13 protein-coding genes are annotated in these 13651 nt (G+C 73.8%); 8 read left to right on the top strand and 5 right to left on the bottom strand.

Translation table 11 applies throughout. The annotated features are described in order from the left end of the window. Positions 1–136: 136 nt before the first annotated feature. The 4 genes from O2V61_RS09235 to O2V61_RS09220 all read left to right on the top strand — a co-directional run bounded on the left by O2V61_RS09235 (position 137) and on the right by O2V61_RS09220 (position 4057). Positions 137–1606, top strand: coding sequence for an FdrA family protein (locus O2V61_RS09235; protein ID WP_269183018.1), 1470 nt, complete (start codon positions 137–139; stop codon positions 1604–1606). Continuing rightward, positions 1599–3011: a DUF1116 domain-containing protein gene (locus O2V61_RS09230; protein ID WP_269183017.1), complete on the top strand. Its 1413-nt coding sequence runs from the start codon at positions 1599–1601 to the stop codon at positions 3009–3011. The genes O2V61_RS09235 and O2V61_RS09230 overlap by 8 nt, the downstream gene beginning before the upstream one ends. Before the next feature lie 90 nt (positions 3012–3101). Then, positions 3102–3365, top strand: a complete 264-nt coding sequence (locus O2V61_RS09225; RefSeq protein ID WP_269183016.1) for a hypothetical protein — start codon at positions 3102–3104, stop codon at positions 3363–3365. Then, positions 3362–4057 carry a lysophospholipid acyltransferase family protein gene (locus tag O2V61_RS09220; protein WP_269183015.1) on the top strand — a complete coding sequence of 232 codons (696 nt, stop codon included), beginning with the start codon at positions 3362–3364 and terminating at the stop codon, positions 4055–4057. The genes O2V61_RS09225 and O2V61_RS09220 overlap by 4 nt, the downstream gene beginning before the upstream one ends. Positions 4058–4075: 18 nt before the next feature. On the opposite strand, the gene O2V61_RS09215 is transcribed toward O2V61_RS09220, so the two are convergent. Continuing rightward, entirely contained in the window at positions 4076–5161 is a 1086-nt protein-coding gene (locus O2V61_RS09215) for a PP2C family protein-serine/threonine phosphatase (RefSeq protein ID WP_269183014.1), read from the bottom strand. A gap of 182 nt (positions 5162–5343) precedes the next feature. On the opposite strand from O2V61_RS09215, the gene O2V61_RS09210 reads away from it, so the two are divergent. Continuing rightward, positions 5344–5766, top strand: coding sequence for an organic hydroperoxide resistance protein (locus tag O2V61_RS09210; protein WP_269183013.1), 423 nt, complete (start codon positions 5344–5346; stop codon positions 5764–5766). A gap of 85 nt (positions 5767–5851) precedes the next feature. Beyond that, the gene (locus O2V61_RS09205; protein ID WP_269183012.1) at positions 5852–6892 is read left to right on the top strand and encodes an isopenicillin N synthase family dioxygenase; all 1041 of its coding nucleotides are present in this window, start codon (positions 5852–5854) and stop codon (positions 6890–6892) included. Positions 6893–6928: 36 nt separating this feature from the next. Here the strand turns inward: O2V61_RS09205 and O2V61_RS09200 are convergent, their stop codons facing one another. The 4 genes from O2V61_RS09200 to O2V61_RS09185 all read right to left on the bottom strand — a co-directional run bounded on the left by O2V61_RS09200 (position 6929) and on the right by O2V61_RS09185 (position 10212). After that, on the bottom strand, positions 6929–8032 hold the full coding sequence (locus O2V61_RS09200) for a ring-opening amidohydrolase (RefSeq protein WP_269183011.1): 1104 nt from the start codon (positions 8030–8032) through the stop codon (positions 6929–6931). An 11-nt stretch (positions 8033–8043) separates the two neighbouring features. Further along, complete coding sequence (locus O2V61_RS09195) at positions 8044–9012, bottom strand: carbamate kinase (RefSeq protein WP_269183010.1); 969 nt, start codon at positions 9010–9012, stop codon at positions 8044–8046. 50 nt (positions 9013–9062) lie between these two features. Then, positions 9063–9311, bottom strand: a complete 249-nt coding sequence (locus O2V61_RS09190) for a hypothetical protein (RefSeq protein ID WP_269183009.1) — start codon at positions 9309–9311, stop codon at positions 9063–9065. A gap of 73 nt (positions 9312–9384) precedes the next feature. Then, positions 9385–10212, bottom strand: a complete 828-nt coding sequence (locus O2V61_RS09185) for a PHP domain-containing protein (RefSeq protein ID WP_269183008.1) — start codon at positions 10210–10212, stop codon at positions 9385–9387. Between the two features lie 79 nt (positions 10213–10291). On the opposite strand from O2V61_RS09185, the gene O2V61_RS09180 reads away from it, so the two are divergent. Both O2V61_RS09180 and O2V61_RS09175 read left to right on the top strand, forming a co-directional pair. Further along, on the top strand, positions 10292–12532 hold the full coding sequence (locus O2V61_RS09180; protein WP_269183007.1) for a RecQ family ATP-dependent DNA helicase: 2241 nt from the start codon (positions 10292–10294) through the stop codon (positions 12530–12532). A gap of 99 nt (positions 12533–12631) precedes the next feature. Continuing rightward, on the top strand, positions 12632–13261 hold the full coding sequence (locus O2V61_RS09175; protein WP_269183006.1) for an alpha-ketoglutarate-dependent dioxygenase AlkB: 630 nt from the start codon (positions 12632–12634) through the stop codon (positions 13259–13261). Positions 13262–13651: the final 390 nt, after the last annotated feature.

The following is a 13651-nucleotide window of genomic DNA, read 5'->3' as shown; positions in this document are numbered from 1 at the left end:
CTACGGATCGGGGAAGGCGCAACTGTGTCACCGGATCCGGGGACACGGAAGTACCTCAGCGCTAAATCTTCGTCGCTGCAATGCGGCCTGGAACTACCTCACCGCTGAGACAGTTTCTCCGGTAGCGTCCCGCCAGGTGAGCGACAGTCCAGTCCGGCACGTCTCCCTGCGCAGCGGCGTCTACGCCGACTCCGTCCGGCTCATGCAGGTCAGTCGCGAGATCGGTGACCGCCCCGGCGTGCACACCGTCGTCGTCGCGATGGCCACGCCGCTGAACCTCGAGCTCGCCGCCGGCATGGGCCTGGCGCCCGACGGCGAGGCCAAGCCCGACCAGCTGCTCATCGCGCTGACCGCCACCGACGACGCCGAGCTGGCCGCCGCGGTCGCCGCCGTCGACGCCGCGCTCACCGCCCGCGCCGACCGGGGCGAGGCGCAGACCATCCCGGCCCGCACGATCGGCGCCGGCCTGGACGGCGCGGACGACCCGGCGCTGGCGATCATCAGCGTGCCCGGGCCGTACGCGGTCGCGGAGGCCGCCGACGCCATCGCCGCCGGCCGGTCGGTGCTGATCTTCAGCGACGGGGTGCCGGTCGAGCACGAGGTCGCGCTCAAGCGGGCCGCGCACGACGCCGGCGTGCTGGTGATGGGCCCGGACTGCGGGACGGCGATCGTCTCCGGCCTCGCCCTCGGCTTCGCCAACGTCGTCCGGCGTGGCCCGGTGGGCCTGGTCGCGGCGTCGGGCACCGGCGCCCAGCAGGTCAGCTGCCTGCTCGACGCGGCCGGCGTCGGCGTCTCGCACGTGCTCGGCGTCGGCGGTCGCGACCTCTCCGAGGCCGTCGGCGGGCTGGCCACCCTCGACGCGCTGGCCGCGCTGGACGCCGACCCGGCCACCGAGCGGGTGCTGCTGGTCTCCAAGCCGCCGGCGCCCGCGGTCGCCGCCCGGGTGCAGGAGGTGGCGGCCGGCCTGTCGGTCCCGGTGCGCTCCGCCGCGCTCAGCCCGGAGCAGCCCGACCTCACCGCCGCAGTGGAGGCGCTCCTCGCTGACCTGGGCGTCGCCGTCCCCGCGTGGCCCTCCCGGCCCGGGACCGCGGACGCCGTGCCCGCGGGCGCCGTCCTCAAGGGCTTCTACTCCGGTGGCACCCTCGCCGACGAGACGATGCTGATCGCCGCCCCGGCCCTGGGCGACATCCGCTCCAACACCCCGCTGCGTCCGGAGCTCGACCTCGGCACCGACCTGGCCGCCCGCGGGCACGTGGTCGTCGACTTCGGCGACGACGCGCTCACCGTGGGCCGCGCGCACCCGATGATCGACCCGACGCTGCGGCTGGAGGCGATCGCCGGCCTGGCGGAGAGCGGAGAGCCCGCCGTCCTGCTGATCGACGTCGTCCTCGGCCACGGCGCCGACCCCGACCCCGCCGCCGCCCTCGTCCCGGCGATCCGGTCGGCCGGCCTGCCCACCGTCGTGGCGCTGGTCGGCACCGAGGCGGACCCCCAGTGCTGGTCCCGGCAGGCCGACGCCCTCGCCGAGGCCGGCGCCGCGGTCTTCGCCTCCAACGCCGCCGCCACCCGCCACGCCCTCAGCCTGATCGGAGACGGCCATGAGTGAGCCCCTCGGCGGACTGCTGTCCGCCCCGCCGTCCATCGTCGCCGCCGGCGTCGAGGTCTTCTCCACCGCGCTCCGGCAGCAGGGCGCGAGCGTCACCGACGTCGACTGGCGCCCGCCGGGCTTCGGCAGCCCCGACGACCTCACCCAGCTCGCGCTGGACCCGCGCCGGGCGGCCGCCAACCGGGTCGCCGTGGAGCGGGTGCTCGCCGCCGGCTCGCTGCTGGTCGACGTCCGGCCCGCCCGCGAGGTCCTCGACCTGCCTGACCGGATGCTGTTGCACTCCGGACCGCCGCTGACCTGGGAGACCGCCTCCGGCCCGATGCGCGGGGCGCTCATCGGCGCCTGCGTCTTCGAGGGCTGGGCCACCGACGTCGCCGACGCCGAGCGGATCCTGGCCGCCGGGGAGATCGCGCTGGACCCCTGCCACCACCACCGCACGGTCGGCCCGATGGCCGGGGTGACCAGCCCCTCGATGTGGATGTGGTGTCTGGAGGACCCGGCCAACGGCGGGCAGGCCTGGTGCAACCTCAACGAGGGCCTGGGCAAGGTGCTGCGGATGGGCGCCTACAACGACGAGGTGCTCACCCGGCTGGCCTGGATGCGCGACGTGCTCGGCCCGGTGCTCCAGCGCGCCGTCCGGAGCCGGCCGGAGCCGCTGGACGTCAAGGCGATCCTCGCCCAGATGCTGCAGATGGGCGACGAGGGGCACAACCGCAACCGCGCCGGCTCGCTGATGGCGCTGCGCGAGCTGTCGCCGTCCATCGTCGGCGTCGACGCGCCGGCCCAGGACATCGCCGAGGTGCTGCGCTTCATCGGCGGCAACGAACACTTCTACCTGAACCTCGGCATGCCCACGGCGAAGCTGGCGATGGACGCCGCCCGCGACGTCCCGGGTTCGACGATGGTCACCGTGCTGTCGCGCAACGGCACCGAGTTCGGCATCCAGACCGCCGGTACCCGGGACCGCTGGTTCACCGCCCCGGCCAACACCCCGGTCGGTCTCTACCTCGGCGACTACGGCCCCGAGGACGCCAACCCCGACATCGGCGACTCCGCGATCATGGAGGCCTACGGCGTCGGCGGGTTCTCCATGGCCGCGGCACCGGCGATCGTCCGGTTCGTCGGTGGCACCGTCCCCGACGCGCTGGCGACCACCGAGCGGATGTACCAGCTGACGCTGGCCGAGAACCCGGCGATGCAGATCCCGATCATGGGCTTCCGCGGCTCCCCGACCGGCATCGACGTCCTCCAGGTCGCCCGCACCGGCTGGCTGCCGCAGATCAACACCGGCATGGCCGGCCGGGTCGCCGGCACGGGCCAGGTCGGTGCCGGTCTGGTGCAGCCGCCGCAGGCATGCTTCGAGCAGGCGCTGGCGGCGCTGGCCGAGGAGTCCCGGGCGGCCTGACGGGCCTGGACGGTGCTCGTTCACCTCCCCGGGTCAGCGGGTAGTCGCCGACGGCGGTCGGAACCGGCCGCGACGACGGAGGGTGGGGCCATGGCCAGCTGCGAGGTCTGCGGGAACGACTACCGGCTCAGCTTCGAGGTGCACGCTGCCGGCGCGGTGCACACCTTCGACAGCTTCGAGTGCGCCATCCACGCCCTGGCGCCGGTGTGCGAGCACTGCGGCGTGAAGGTGGTCGGCCACGGCGTCGAGGCCGACGGCGTCTTCTTCTGCTGTGCGTCCTGCGCCCGGATGCACGGGCAGGACAGCGCCGAGCAGCTGGTCGACCATGCCGGCCGGGCACCGGACGAACGGTGAGCGTGGACGCATACCCGGTCGTCCGCGCGCTCGTGCGTCCGCTGGTCCTGGGCCTGTTCCGGCCGCAGGTCGAGGGGGCCGACCACCTCCCGGCCACCGGGCCGGTCATCCTCGCCGGCAACCACCCCTCCACGCTGGACCAGTTCTTCCCCCCGGTGCTCAGCCACCGCCGGGTGACCTACCTGGCCAAGAGCGAGTACTTCACTCGCCCCGGGCTGCTCGGGCGGGCGATGCGCCTGCTGCTGGAGAGCATCGGCATGGTCCCGCTGGACCGCGGCGGGGCCACGGCCGCCGAGGCCGCCCTGCGGCGCGGCCGGGAGGTGCTCGCCGACGGCGGGGTGCTGGGCATCTACCCGGAGGGCACCCGGTCGCCGGACGGCCGGCTGCACCGCGGCAAGACGGGGGTGGCCCGGCTGGCGCTGTCCACCGGGGCCCCGGTCGTGCCCATCGCCGTGATCGGCAGCCGGGCGCTCATGCCCCCGGGTGCCCGGCTGCCCCGGCCCGGCCGGGTGGTCGTCCGGATCGGCGAACCGCTGGACTTCTCCGACCACCCGGGGCCGGCCGACGACGGCGCGGCGCTGCGGGAGGTCACCGACCGGGTCATGGCCGAGCTGCAGCGGCTGTCCGGCGCCGAGTACGTCGACCGCTACGCCGCCGACGTCAAGGCCGAGGGCCGCGGCCGCGCGGCCTGACCCGCCGGTGCCCCGTGCTCAGCCGGGGACGCGGACGGCGAGCAGGGCCACGTCGTCGTCGACCCGCCCACCGAGCTGGCCCAGCAGGTCGTCGCAGAGCCGGTCGAGGGGTTCCCGGCCGGTCCTGGTCAGCTCGCCGACCACCCAGGTCAGCCCGTCGTCGAGCGGTGCGCCGCGGCGTTCGACCAGCCCGTCGGTGTAGAAGAGCAGCGTGTCGCCGGCGCCCAGCTCCAGGGTGTGGTCGGTCCGCCGGACGCCGGGTGCGATGCCGAGCAGGCTCTCGGGGGCGGCCGCCAGCAGGCCGACCTCGCCGCCGGCCCTCGCCAGCACCGGTGGCGGGTGGCCCGCGTTGGACCACCGGAACCGCCGCGTGCCCGCAGCGGACGACGGTGCGTCGACCTGCGCCACGATCACCGTGACCAGGGTGTGCAGCTCCAGACCGGCGAGCACCTCGTCCAGGGCGCACAGCACCTCCGCCGGCGAGCCGGTCGAGCGCTGGGCGATCGCCCGCAGCATCGCCCGGACCTGTGCCATGGTGGCGGCCGCCGGCGCGTCGTGGCCGGCGACGTCCCCGATGACCAGCATGGTGCTCCCGTCCGGGAGGGGGAACGCGTCGTACCAGTCGCCGCCCACCTGGGTGTGCCGGCTGGCCGGCAGGTACCGCACGGCCGACTCCAGGCCCGCCACCCGCGGCGGCGGCCCGAGCAGGTTCAGCTGCAGCGCCTCGGCCGTCTGCAGCGCCGCCTCGGTGGTCGCCGCCTGCGCGCTCAGCCGGGCCAGTTGGGCCTCGCGGCGCAGCCGGAGGCTGCAGGCGCCCACCGCCAGGACGCCGCCGCCCGCCACCGCCAGCAACCGGACGACCTGGGGGAGCAGCGTGCTCGCGGTGTACTGCTGGTCGTAGACGCCCAGCAGCGCCGCCAGCACGAGGGCCAGGACGGCGTAGCCCACCGTGCCCCGCCTGCCGAGCGTCGTCGCCGCCAGCAGCGGCGCCATGACGACCAGGCCGAGGACCACCTGCTCGGGCCCACTGACGACGTCGGTCACGGTCACGACGGCCAGCACCCCTGCGGGCAGTGCCCGCTGCAGGCGTTGCGACCTGGTCACTGCTGCAGCTCCTCGTCCGTCCGGTCTCCCCCCGCGGGTCCGGCGCAGCGATCAAGGTAGCGAACCCACTGGTCAGGACCACGCACCCGAGGAGTGTGAGCGAGATCGGCCTCGGGACGGACGTGCGGCCGGTCCGCTGGGTGCACAGTGGGTGGTACACCCAACCACCTGGAGGACCGCTCATGCCCAGCGTCTACACCGCCGTCGCCACCGCCACCGGTGACGGCCGCAACGGCCACACCCGCTCCTCCGACGGTCTGATCGACCTCGACCTGGCCACGCCGAAGGAGATGGGTGGCGAGGGCGGCGCCACCAACCCCGAGCAGCTGTTCGCCGCCGGCTACGCCGCGTGCTTCCTGTCCGCCCTGAAGATGGTGGCCCGCACGCAGAAGGCGCCGATCAGTGACGCCGGGGTCACCGCGGAGGTCGGCATCGGGCCGAACGACGCCGGTGGCTTCGGTCTGGAGGTCGCCCTGCACGTCGAGCTCGGCGGCGTCGACCAGGCGACCGCGGACCAGCTCGTCGAGGCCGCGCACCAGGTCTGCCCCTACTCCAACGCCACCCGCGGCAACGTCCCGGTCACCCTGGAGACCACGGTCGCCTGACGGAGCGCCAGGATCGCGTCGGCGGGCCACGTGGACGCGATCCTGCCGTGACGCCCGGGCAACACGGCCCGGTCACCCTCGGCGCATGAGCTTCAGCGTCCCGGTCGTCGACATCTCCCCGTACGTGCTCGGCGGATCCGTCCAGGAGCAGGCCGCCGTGGCGGCGGCGATGGACGAGGCCTGCTGCACGGTGGGCTTCATCCAGGTCGTCGGCCACGGGGTTCCCGGCCGGGTGGCCGAAGGCCTGGCCGCAGCGATGGACGGCTTCTTCGGTCAGCCCCTGGAGGCCAAGCAGGCCTGGCGCACGCCCCCGGAGGTCAACCGGGGCTACAGCCCACCGAAGAGCGAGTCGCTCTCGCTGTCCCTGGGGGTGGAGTCCGCGACGCGGATGAACGACTTCTTCGAGGCGTTCAACGTGGGCGCCTCGCAGGCCAGCTACCCGCACGCGCCCGGACTGCCCCAGCCCGACTACGCGGAGAACACCTGGCCCGACGTCCCCGGCTTCCGGCCCGCCGTCGAGGCGTGGTTCGGCGAGGCGGGCCGGGTCGCCCGGGTGCTCACCCGCGTCTTCGCCGACGCCCTGGGGCTGCCGGCGGACTTCTTCGCCGACCTGACCGGGCACTCACTGGACGTGCTGCGGATGAACAACTACGCGCTGCCGGAGGGCACGGTCCGGCTGGACGGCGAGCTGACCGGGATGGGGGAGCACACCGACTACGGGATCGTCACCGTGCTCTGGGCCGACCAGGTGGCCGGCCTGCAGGTGCTCGACGCGGACGGCGGCTGGCACGACGTGCTGCCCGCGGACGGCGCCCTGCTCGTCAACCTGGGCGACGTCACCGCCCGGCTGACCAACGACCGGTGGACGTCCACGCTGCACCGGGTCACGCCACCGGTCGTCGACGGCACCATCCAGCGGCGCAGGTCGGCCGCCTTCTTCCACGACGGGGACGTCGAGGCGGTGATCGCGCCGCTCCCGAGCTGTGTGGGGCGGGGCGAGGAGCCCCGCTACCTGCCGGTGACGATCGGTGAGCACATCGCCGCCAAGCTCCGCGGCTCCCGGGCGGGGGTGGTCAACACCGCCGCCGAGCGGGAGGCCGCCCGCGTGCTCGCCGCCCGCGGCTGAGGGCGCCGGCCGGGCTGACCCGGCCGGCGCCGTCGCTCAGGCCTTGACGATGGCGGCGACCGGGCCGCCGCCGGAGGGACCCTGGTGCACGGCGGCCACCGACACGAACACCGCGGGGTCGCCGGTCACCGAGGCGGCGACGCCGCCGACGGTGGCCTTGATCTGCCGGTGCCAGAAGACGTCGGAGTCGTCGAGCATCGCGTTGCGCCGACCGCGCACGTAGCCGGTCGGGTCGGCCTCGCACTTGAGGAAGACGTTGACCAGGTCGTCGCCCAGGTCGGAGGTGTGCGGGCGCTCCGGCAGGTCGAGGCCGGCGTCCCGGATGGCGTTCCAGATCCCGTCCTGGTCGAGGGCGTCGGTCATCACCGAGTGACCGATCCGGTAGTCGCCGCCGTGGCCGCGGGCGTTGCCGACGACGATGATCTGCGCCCGGTCCAGCTCGACGCCCGAGGAGCAGGAGGCGACCGCGCTGAACAGGTCGAAGTCGCGCATGACCTGCTTCTGCTCCGGCATCTCGATCTCGCCGAGCGCCAGCGCGATGCCCAGCGCCGTCGTGCCGTTGGAGAGGTCCATCGAGCCGTGCGGCTCGTCGTAGTAGGTCTCCTGTCCGCGGGACTTGGCCTCGCGGATCGTCTCGATGGTCAGCAGCGGCGTCTTGGTCTGCACGTAGTGGACGTCGGCCGGGTCGGTGATGCCCGCCTCGGCCATCGCCCGGCGCACCCCCTCGGCCACCTTCTCCACCATGGTCAGCCGGCCGATGTCCTCGGGCAGCAGCACCTCGCTCATCGCGAACCCGACGGTCAGCCGCGGCTCGTCGGTCTTCTCCACCGAGTCCTCGGGCAGCGTGGCGAAGATCGTGGCGTGCGGGCTGATGACCCCGTCCGTGCCGCCGGACCACACGATCGGGATCTCCCCGACCTGCTCCTTGCTGCGCGAGCCCTTCTCCATCAGCACCTCGCGGAACGCGCGGTCGGCGATGATCCGGGTGTAGTCGTTGACCCCGCCGTTGCCCTCCGTCTTGCCGATGACGGCGATGATGCGGTCGGCCTCCATGACGCCGTCGTCGATGAGCTTGGCCAGCTCGGAGGCGTCGCTGACGTTGTGCAGCGGGACCTTGCGGACCTCGATCGGTGCGGGCATGTCTTCTCCTTCTATGCGGTGACGACGGTGCCGACGTCGTCACGGGCGACGGCGTCGGAGATGTGGGGCAGTGCGGTGATGACGGCGCGGGCGCCCTGACGGCCGTCCCCGGAGTCGGTCACGAACCGGAGGGCAGCCTCGACCTTGGGGCCCATGCTGCCGCGGGCGAACTGGCCGGCCTCGGCGTGGGCGCGCATCTCGGCGGCGGTGACCCGGGCCAGCGGGCGGGCCGACGGAGCGCCGAAGTCGACCATCACGTGCGGGACGTCGGTGGCGATGACCAGCGTGTCCGCACGCAGCTCCCGGGCGAGCAGGGCGGCGGTGAGGTCCTTGTCGATGACGGCCTCGACACCGATCAGCGCGTCGCCGTCCGCGGCGCCGGGGACCACGGGCACGCCGCCCCCGCCGGCGCAGACGACCACGAACCCGGCCCCGCTGAGCGCCGAGATGGCCGGGACGTCGACCACCGACAGCGGCTCCGGCGAGGCGACCACCCGCCGCCAGCCGCGCTCACCGCGGTCCTCCCAGTTCTGCCCGAGATCGATGAAGCGCTGCGCCTCGTCGCGCGGCAGATACCGGCCGACCGGCTTGGACGGCGTCGCGAACCCCGGGTCGGCGGGGTCGACGAGGGTGCGGGTGACCAGCGCAGCGGTGCGCTGGGGGGAGCCGAGGGCGGCCAGTGCGGCGTCCAGCTCGTCGGCGAGGGTGAAGCCGATGGTCGCCTGGGTCTGGGCGACGTTCCAGTCCAGCGGGACCGGTGGGACCACGTGCGCCGCCAGCTCGTTCTTGACCAGCAGGTTGCCGACCTGGGGGCCGTTGCCGTGCGTGAGGACCACCTCGGCCCCGGTGGCGACGACGGCGGCGATGTGCTGGGCGGCCGCGGAGATGGCGTCACGCTGGGCGCGGGGCGTGGCGGAGCCGTCGGCGCCGGTCATCGCGTTGCCGCCGAGGGCGATGACGACACGACGGGGGAGGGCCATTGCGTGACCCTAGCGGGGAACTGCCTTAGCGGTGAAGTAGTTCCGCCAGATCAGGCGGCGGCTGCGCTCCCGGACCGGAGGACGACCGCCGGCCGCTCGGCCGTGCGGAGCACCCGGACGGGGTCGGCCGGCTGGTCCCAGCTCTCGGCCAGCGCGGCGATCGCCGCCAGGGCCTCGTCGTGCAGTCGGGCGATGACGGCGAGGCCGGTGGTCGTCGCGTCCTGGACGACGGTCTGCGGGCCGAAGGGGACGGGGTCGTCCCCGTCGGTCGGGGCCTCGAGGGCAGCCGGAGCGGTCACGCCCTCCTCATCGGCAGTCCACGACCGGATCGACACCCACCGTTCTCGGCCCCTCGTCGTCCCGTGGGCGGCCTCAGCGGCGCCAGAAGTCGAAGCGGTCCCGTCCGGGTCGGAAGCCGGCCTGCTCGACGACGTCGACCGCCAGGTCGAACCGCTGCCCGACCAGGTGCGGTTGGTGGCCGTCGCTGCCGAAGCTGACGGCGTCGCCGCCCTCCTCGCGGTACCAGCGGAGCAGCTCCACCGACCACAGCGGGCTGGTGGTGTTCACCTCGAGGGCCCGGTCGCTGGCCGCCAGCGCCCGGAACACCGCCCGGTACTCCTCCTCGAACACCGCCTGCGGGTACTGCTCGCGGCCGCCGGGCCAGTAGCGCCGCGGGTAGTCGCAATGAGCCAGCACCTGGAAGACGTCGCTGCTCTCGATCATCGCCACCATCTCGGTGAGGTACCGGCGCATCGTGGCGATGACGTCGATGCCCGGGGCGTGCAGCAGCCGGTTGACGCCCATCAGCCGGCCGTCGACCGGCAGCGAGTGCAGGGAGCCGAGGACCCGGTCGACCGGGGAGGCGCCCAGGTGAGCAGCCACACTGGCCCCGAACAGGTGTGGTTCTCCGGCCTCGACGCCGGACCACACCCGCAGCGTCGGGAAGCGCTGCCGGGCCTCCCAGATGGTCTCGGCGTAGAGGTCGACGTCGATCGGCAGCTGGTTGGCCGGGTGCCGATCGGTGAGACCTTGCGCGGTGGCGCGGTCGGCGGCGTCCCAGACGGTGAAGTCCAGGTGCTCGGTGAAGGCGATGGCCGGGAGACCGATCTCCACGGCCCGCTCGCAGGCACGCAGCAGCGACGCTCGTGGGCCGGTGTCCCAGGAGAACTCGGAGTGCACGTGGTTGTCCGGGGGCAGCATCGACGCCCATCCAACCGTCCGTCCACAGCCACCGCACGCCCAGGTCCCCGTCGTCGGTGTCGCCGCCTACGGTCGGGGCATGAGCACCGCTGTCGAGACCGATCTGGCCGATGAGGCGCTCGGCGTCCTGCGCGAGCTCACCGGCCGCGCCGACGCGGTCTTCCGCGAGGGTCAGGACGCCGCCGTCACCGCGCTCGTCGAGCGGCACGAGCGCGCCCTGGTCGTGCAGCGCACCGGCTGGGGGAAGTCCGCCGTCTACTTCGTCTCCACCGCCCTGCTGCGCCGCCGCGGAGCCGGGCCGACGCTGCTCGTGAGCCCGTTGCTCGCGCTGATGCGCGACCAGGTGGCCGCAGCCGCCCGCGCCGGGATCAAGGCCGTGGAGATCTCCAGCTCCAACGTGACCGAGTGGGACGACATCAACGCCCGGCTCGCCGCCGACGACGTCGACGTCCTGCTGGTCTCCCCCGAGCGGCTGACCAACCCACGCTTCCGTGACGAGCAGCTGCCCAGCCTGGTCGAGCGCTGCGGCCTGCTGGTGGTGGACGAGGCGCACTGCGTCTCCGACTGGGGGCACGACTTCCGGCCCGACTACCGCCGCATCCGCGACCTGCTCGGCCAGCTCCCCGCCGGCACCCCGGTGCTCGCGACGACCGCCACGGCCAACGAGCGGGTGGTCGCCGACGTCGCCGAGCAGCTCGGCGCCGGCGGTGTCGAGGTGACCACCGTCCGCGGCCCGCTGGCCCGGGACTCCCTGCGGCTGGGCGTGCTGCGGCTGGACACCGACCGCGCACGGCTGGCCTGGCTGGCGGCGCACATCGGCGACCTGCCAGGCAGCGGGATCGTCTACACGCTCACCGTGGCCGCGGCCGAGGAGACGGCGGCGCTGCTCCGCGACGCCGGCCACGAGGTCCGCGCCTACACCGGGCGGCTGGACGACGCCGACCGCAAGGACGCCGAGGAGGCGCTGCGGGAGAACCGGGTGAAGGCCCTGGTCGCCACCTCCGCGCTGGGCATGGGGTTCGACAAGCCGGACCTTGGCTTCGTCGTCCACCTGGGTGCGCCGTCGTCGCCGGTCAGCTACTACCAGCAGGTGGGTCGTGCCGGCCGCGCCGTCGCCAACGCCGACGTGCTGCTGCTCCCGGGCCCGGAGGACATCGCGATCTGGCAGTGGTTCGCCACCTCCTCCATGCCCCGGGAGGACCACGCAGCCGCCGTCCTCACCGCGATGGCCGACGGCAGGGCCTGGTCGGTGGCGAGGCTGGAGACAGTGGCCGACGTGCGCCGCTCCCGGCTCGAGCTGCTGCTCAAGGTGCTCGCCGTCGACGGTGCGGTGGAGCGGGTGCAGGGCGGCTGGCGTTCCACCGGCGTGCCGTGGGTCTACGACGCCGAGCGGTACTCCCGGGTCACCGCGACCCGGGAGGCCGAGCAGCGGTCGATGCTCACCTACGCACGGCCCGTCGACACCGCGGAGTGCCGGATGGCCTTCCTGCAGACCGCCCTCGACGACCCGACCGCCAGCCCCTGCGGGCGCTGTGACGTCTGCGCCGGCCCCTGGTACCCCACCGACGTGCCGGCCGGCGCAGCCGAGGCGGCCGATGCCCGGCTGGACCGGCCCGGTGTCGAGCTCCCGCCGCGGGCGCAGTGGCCCACCGGCGCCGAACGGCTCGGGGTCGAGGTCAAGGGCAAGATCGCGCCGGGTGAGCAGATCGCCACCGGCCAGGCCGTGGCCCGGCTGACCGACCTGGGGTGGGGCCAGCGCCTGCGCACCCTCCTGGGGGACGACGGGGTCGGTGGCGTGGCCACCCTGGCCGAGGACCTCGAGGCGCCCTCGATCGAGGAGGACCCAGACGCCGCCTACGAGGTGAGCCACCGGGTCATGCGCCCCGGCCTGCCCAACGACGCACCGCCGGACGCAGAGCTGCTGAAGGCCTGCGCCCGGGTGCTCGGCGCCTGGGACTGGGCGCAGCGCCCCGCCGGCGTGGTCGCCATGCCGTCCCGCCGGCGGCCCGCCCTGGTCACGGGCGTGGCCCAGGGGCTGGCACAGCTGGGGCGGCTGCCCTACCTGGGCGCCCTCGACCTGGCCCACGGCGGCCCCACCGGCGGGCCGGGCGGCAACAGCGCCTTCCGGCTGGCCGGGGTCTGGCAGCGCATCGTGGTCGGGCCGGAGCTCCGGGCCCGGCTGGCCGAGCTCGGCGATGCCCCGGTCCTCCTCGTCGACGACCTGGCCGACTCGCGCTGGACCATGACCGTCGCCGGCCGAGAGCTGCGGCTGGCAGGGGCCGGCTCCGTCCTGCCGTTCGTGCTCGCGCTCAGCGCCTGAGGGAGCATCCCGTCCTCATCCCTCCGGCGAGGGAGGACGAGGAGGCGGTTGTCCACAGGTTTTCGAACACCTGTGCGAAACCGGGAGTAGCCTCCCTCCATGTCGCTCGCACACCAGCCGTCCATCTGGGACGTCGCCGGCGAGGTCGCGCTCACCCCGCTCGCTGGGCGGGTCTCCCGGCACCTGTTGAGCCGCGGTGCCTGGGTCGACCACCTCGCCGGCTGGGTCGAGGGCTCCGACAGCGTGCTCGACGTCCTGCTGGGCGACATCGGCTGGCGGGAGGACCGCCGGCAGATGTACGACCGCGAGGTGGCAGTCCCCCGACTGCTGCGTTGGTACGGGGCGGGGGAGGCGCTGCCGCACGCTGTGCTCGCCGAGGCCCGCGCGGCCCTCGACGCCCACTACCGGCCGGAGCTGGGCGAGCCGTTCGTGACGGCGGGCATGTGCCTGTACCGCGACGGGCGCGACAGCGTCGCCTGGCACGGCGACCGCATCGGGCGCAGCCGCACCGAGGACACGATGGTCGCCATCGTCTCGTTCGGCTCTCCCCGGCCACTCCTGCTGCGGCCGGTGGGTGGCGGCGAGAGCCGGCGCTTCACCCTCGGGCACGGCGATCTGGTGGTGATGGGCGGTTCCTGCCAGCGCACCTGGGAGCACTGCATCCCGAAGACGACCAAGCCCGTCGGTCCCCGCGTGAGCGTCCAGTTCCGCCCCCGCGGGGTGGCCTGAGCCCCGTTCTCCCAGCTCAGCAGCACATTCGGACCGTTCGAGGACCCCGCCGGGGGACCCCCCTGCAAAGCCCCTCTGAGGGCGTGTAGTGTTCTCCATGCACCAAGCGAGAACGGACCGGGCCGCAGGGCCTGGGAAACCGCCGGACGAACCCCCGAGGTTCACCCGCTGCGGAACTTGGTGTAAAGTGGAAATCACCGCCACGAAGAACGGCCAAGAAATTGGTCGGGGAACGTGCGCGTCCGCTCCTTGAGAACTCAACAGCGTGCCGAAAGTCAGTGCCAAGTAACAAATCCCCCTTCGGTGTCCTTCGGGATGCTGATTGGGTTCCTTTGGTTGATTGAACGAGAGTGCCAACTCTCGGTCTCAGCTGCGATCAAATCATCTACG

Source organism: Modestobacter sp. VKM Ac-2985, assembly GCF_026967925.1.
Taxonomy (GTDB): Bacteria; Actinomycetota; Actinomycetes; order Mycobacteriales; family Geodermatophilaceae; genus Modestobacter.
This window is presented reverse-complemented; position numbering and strand designations above follow the sequence as displayed.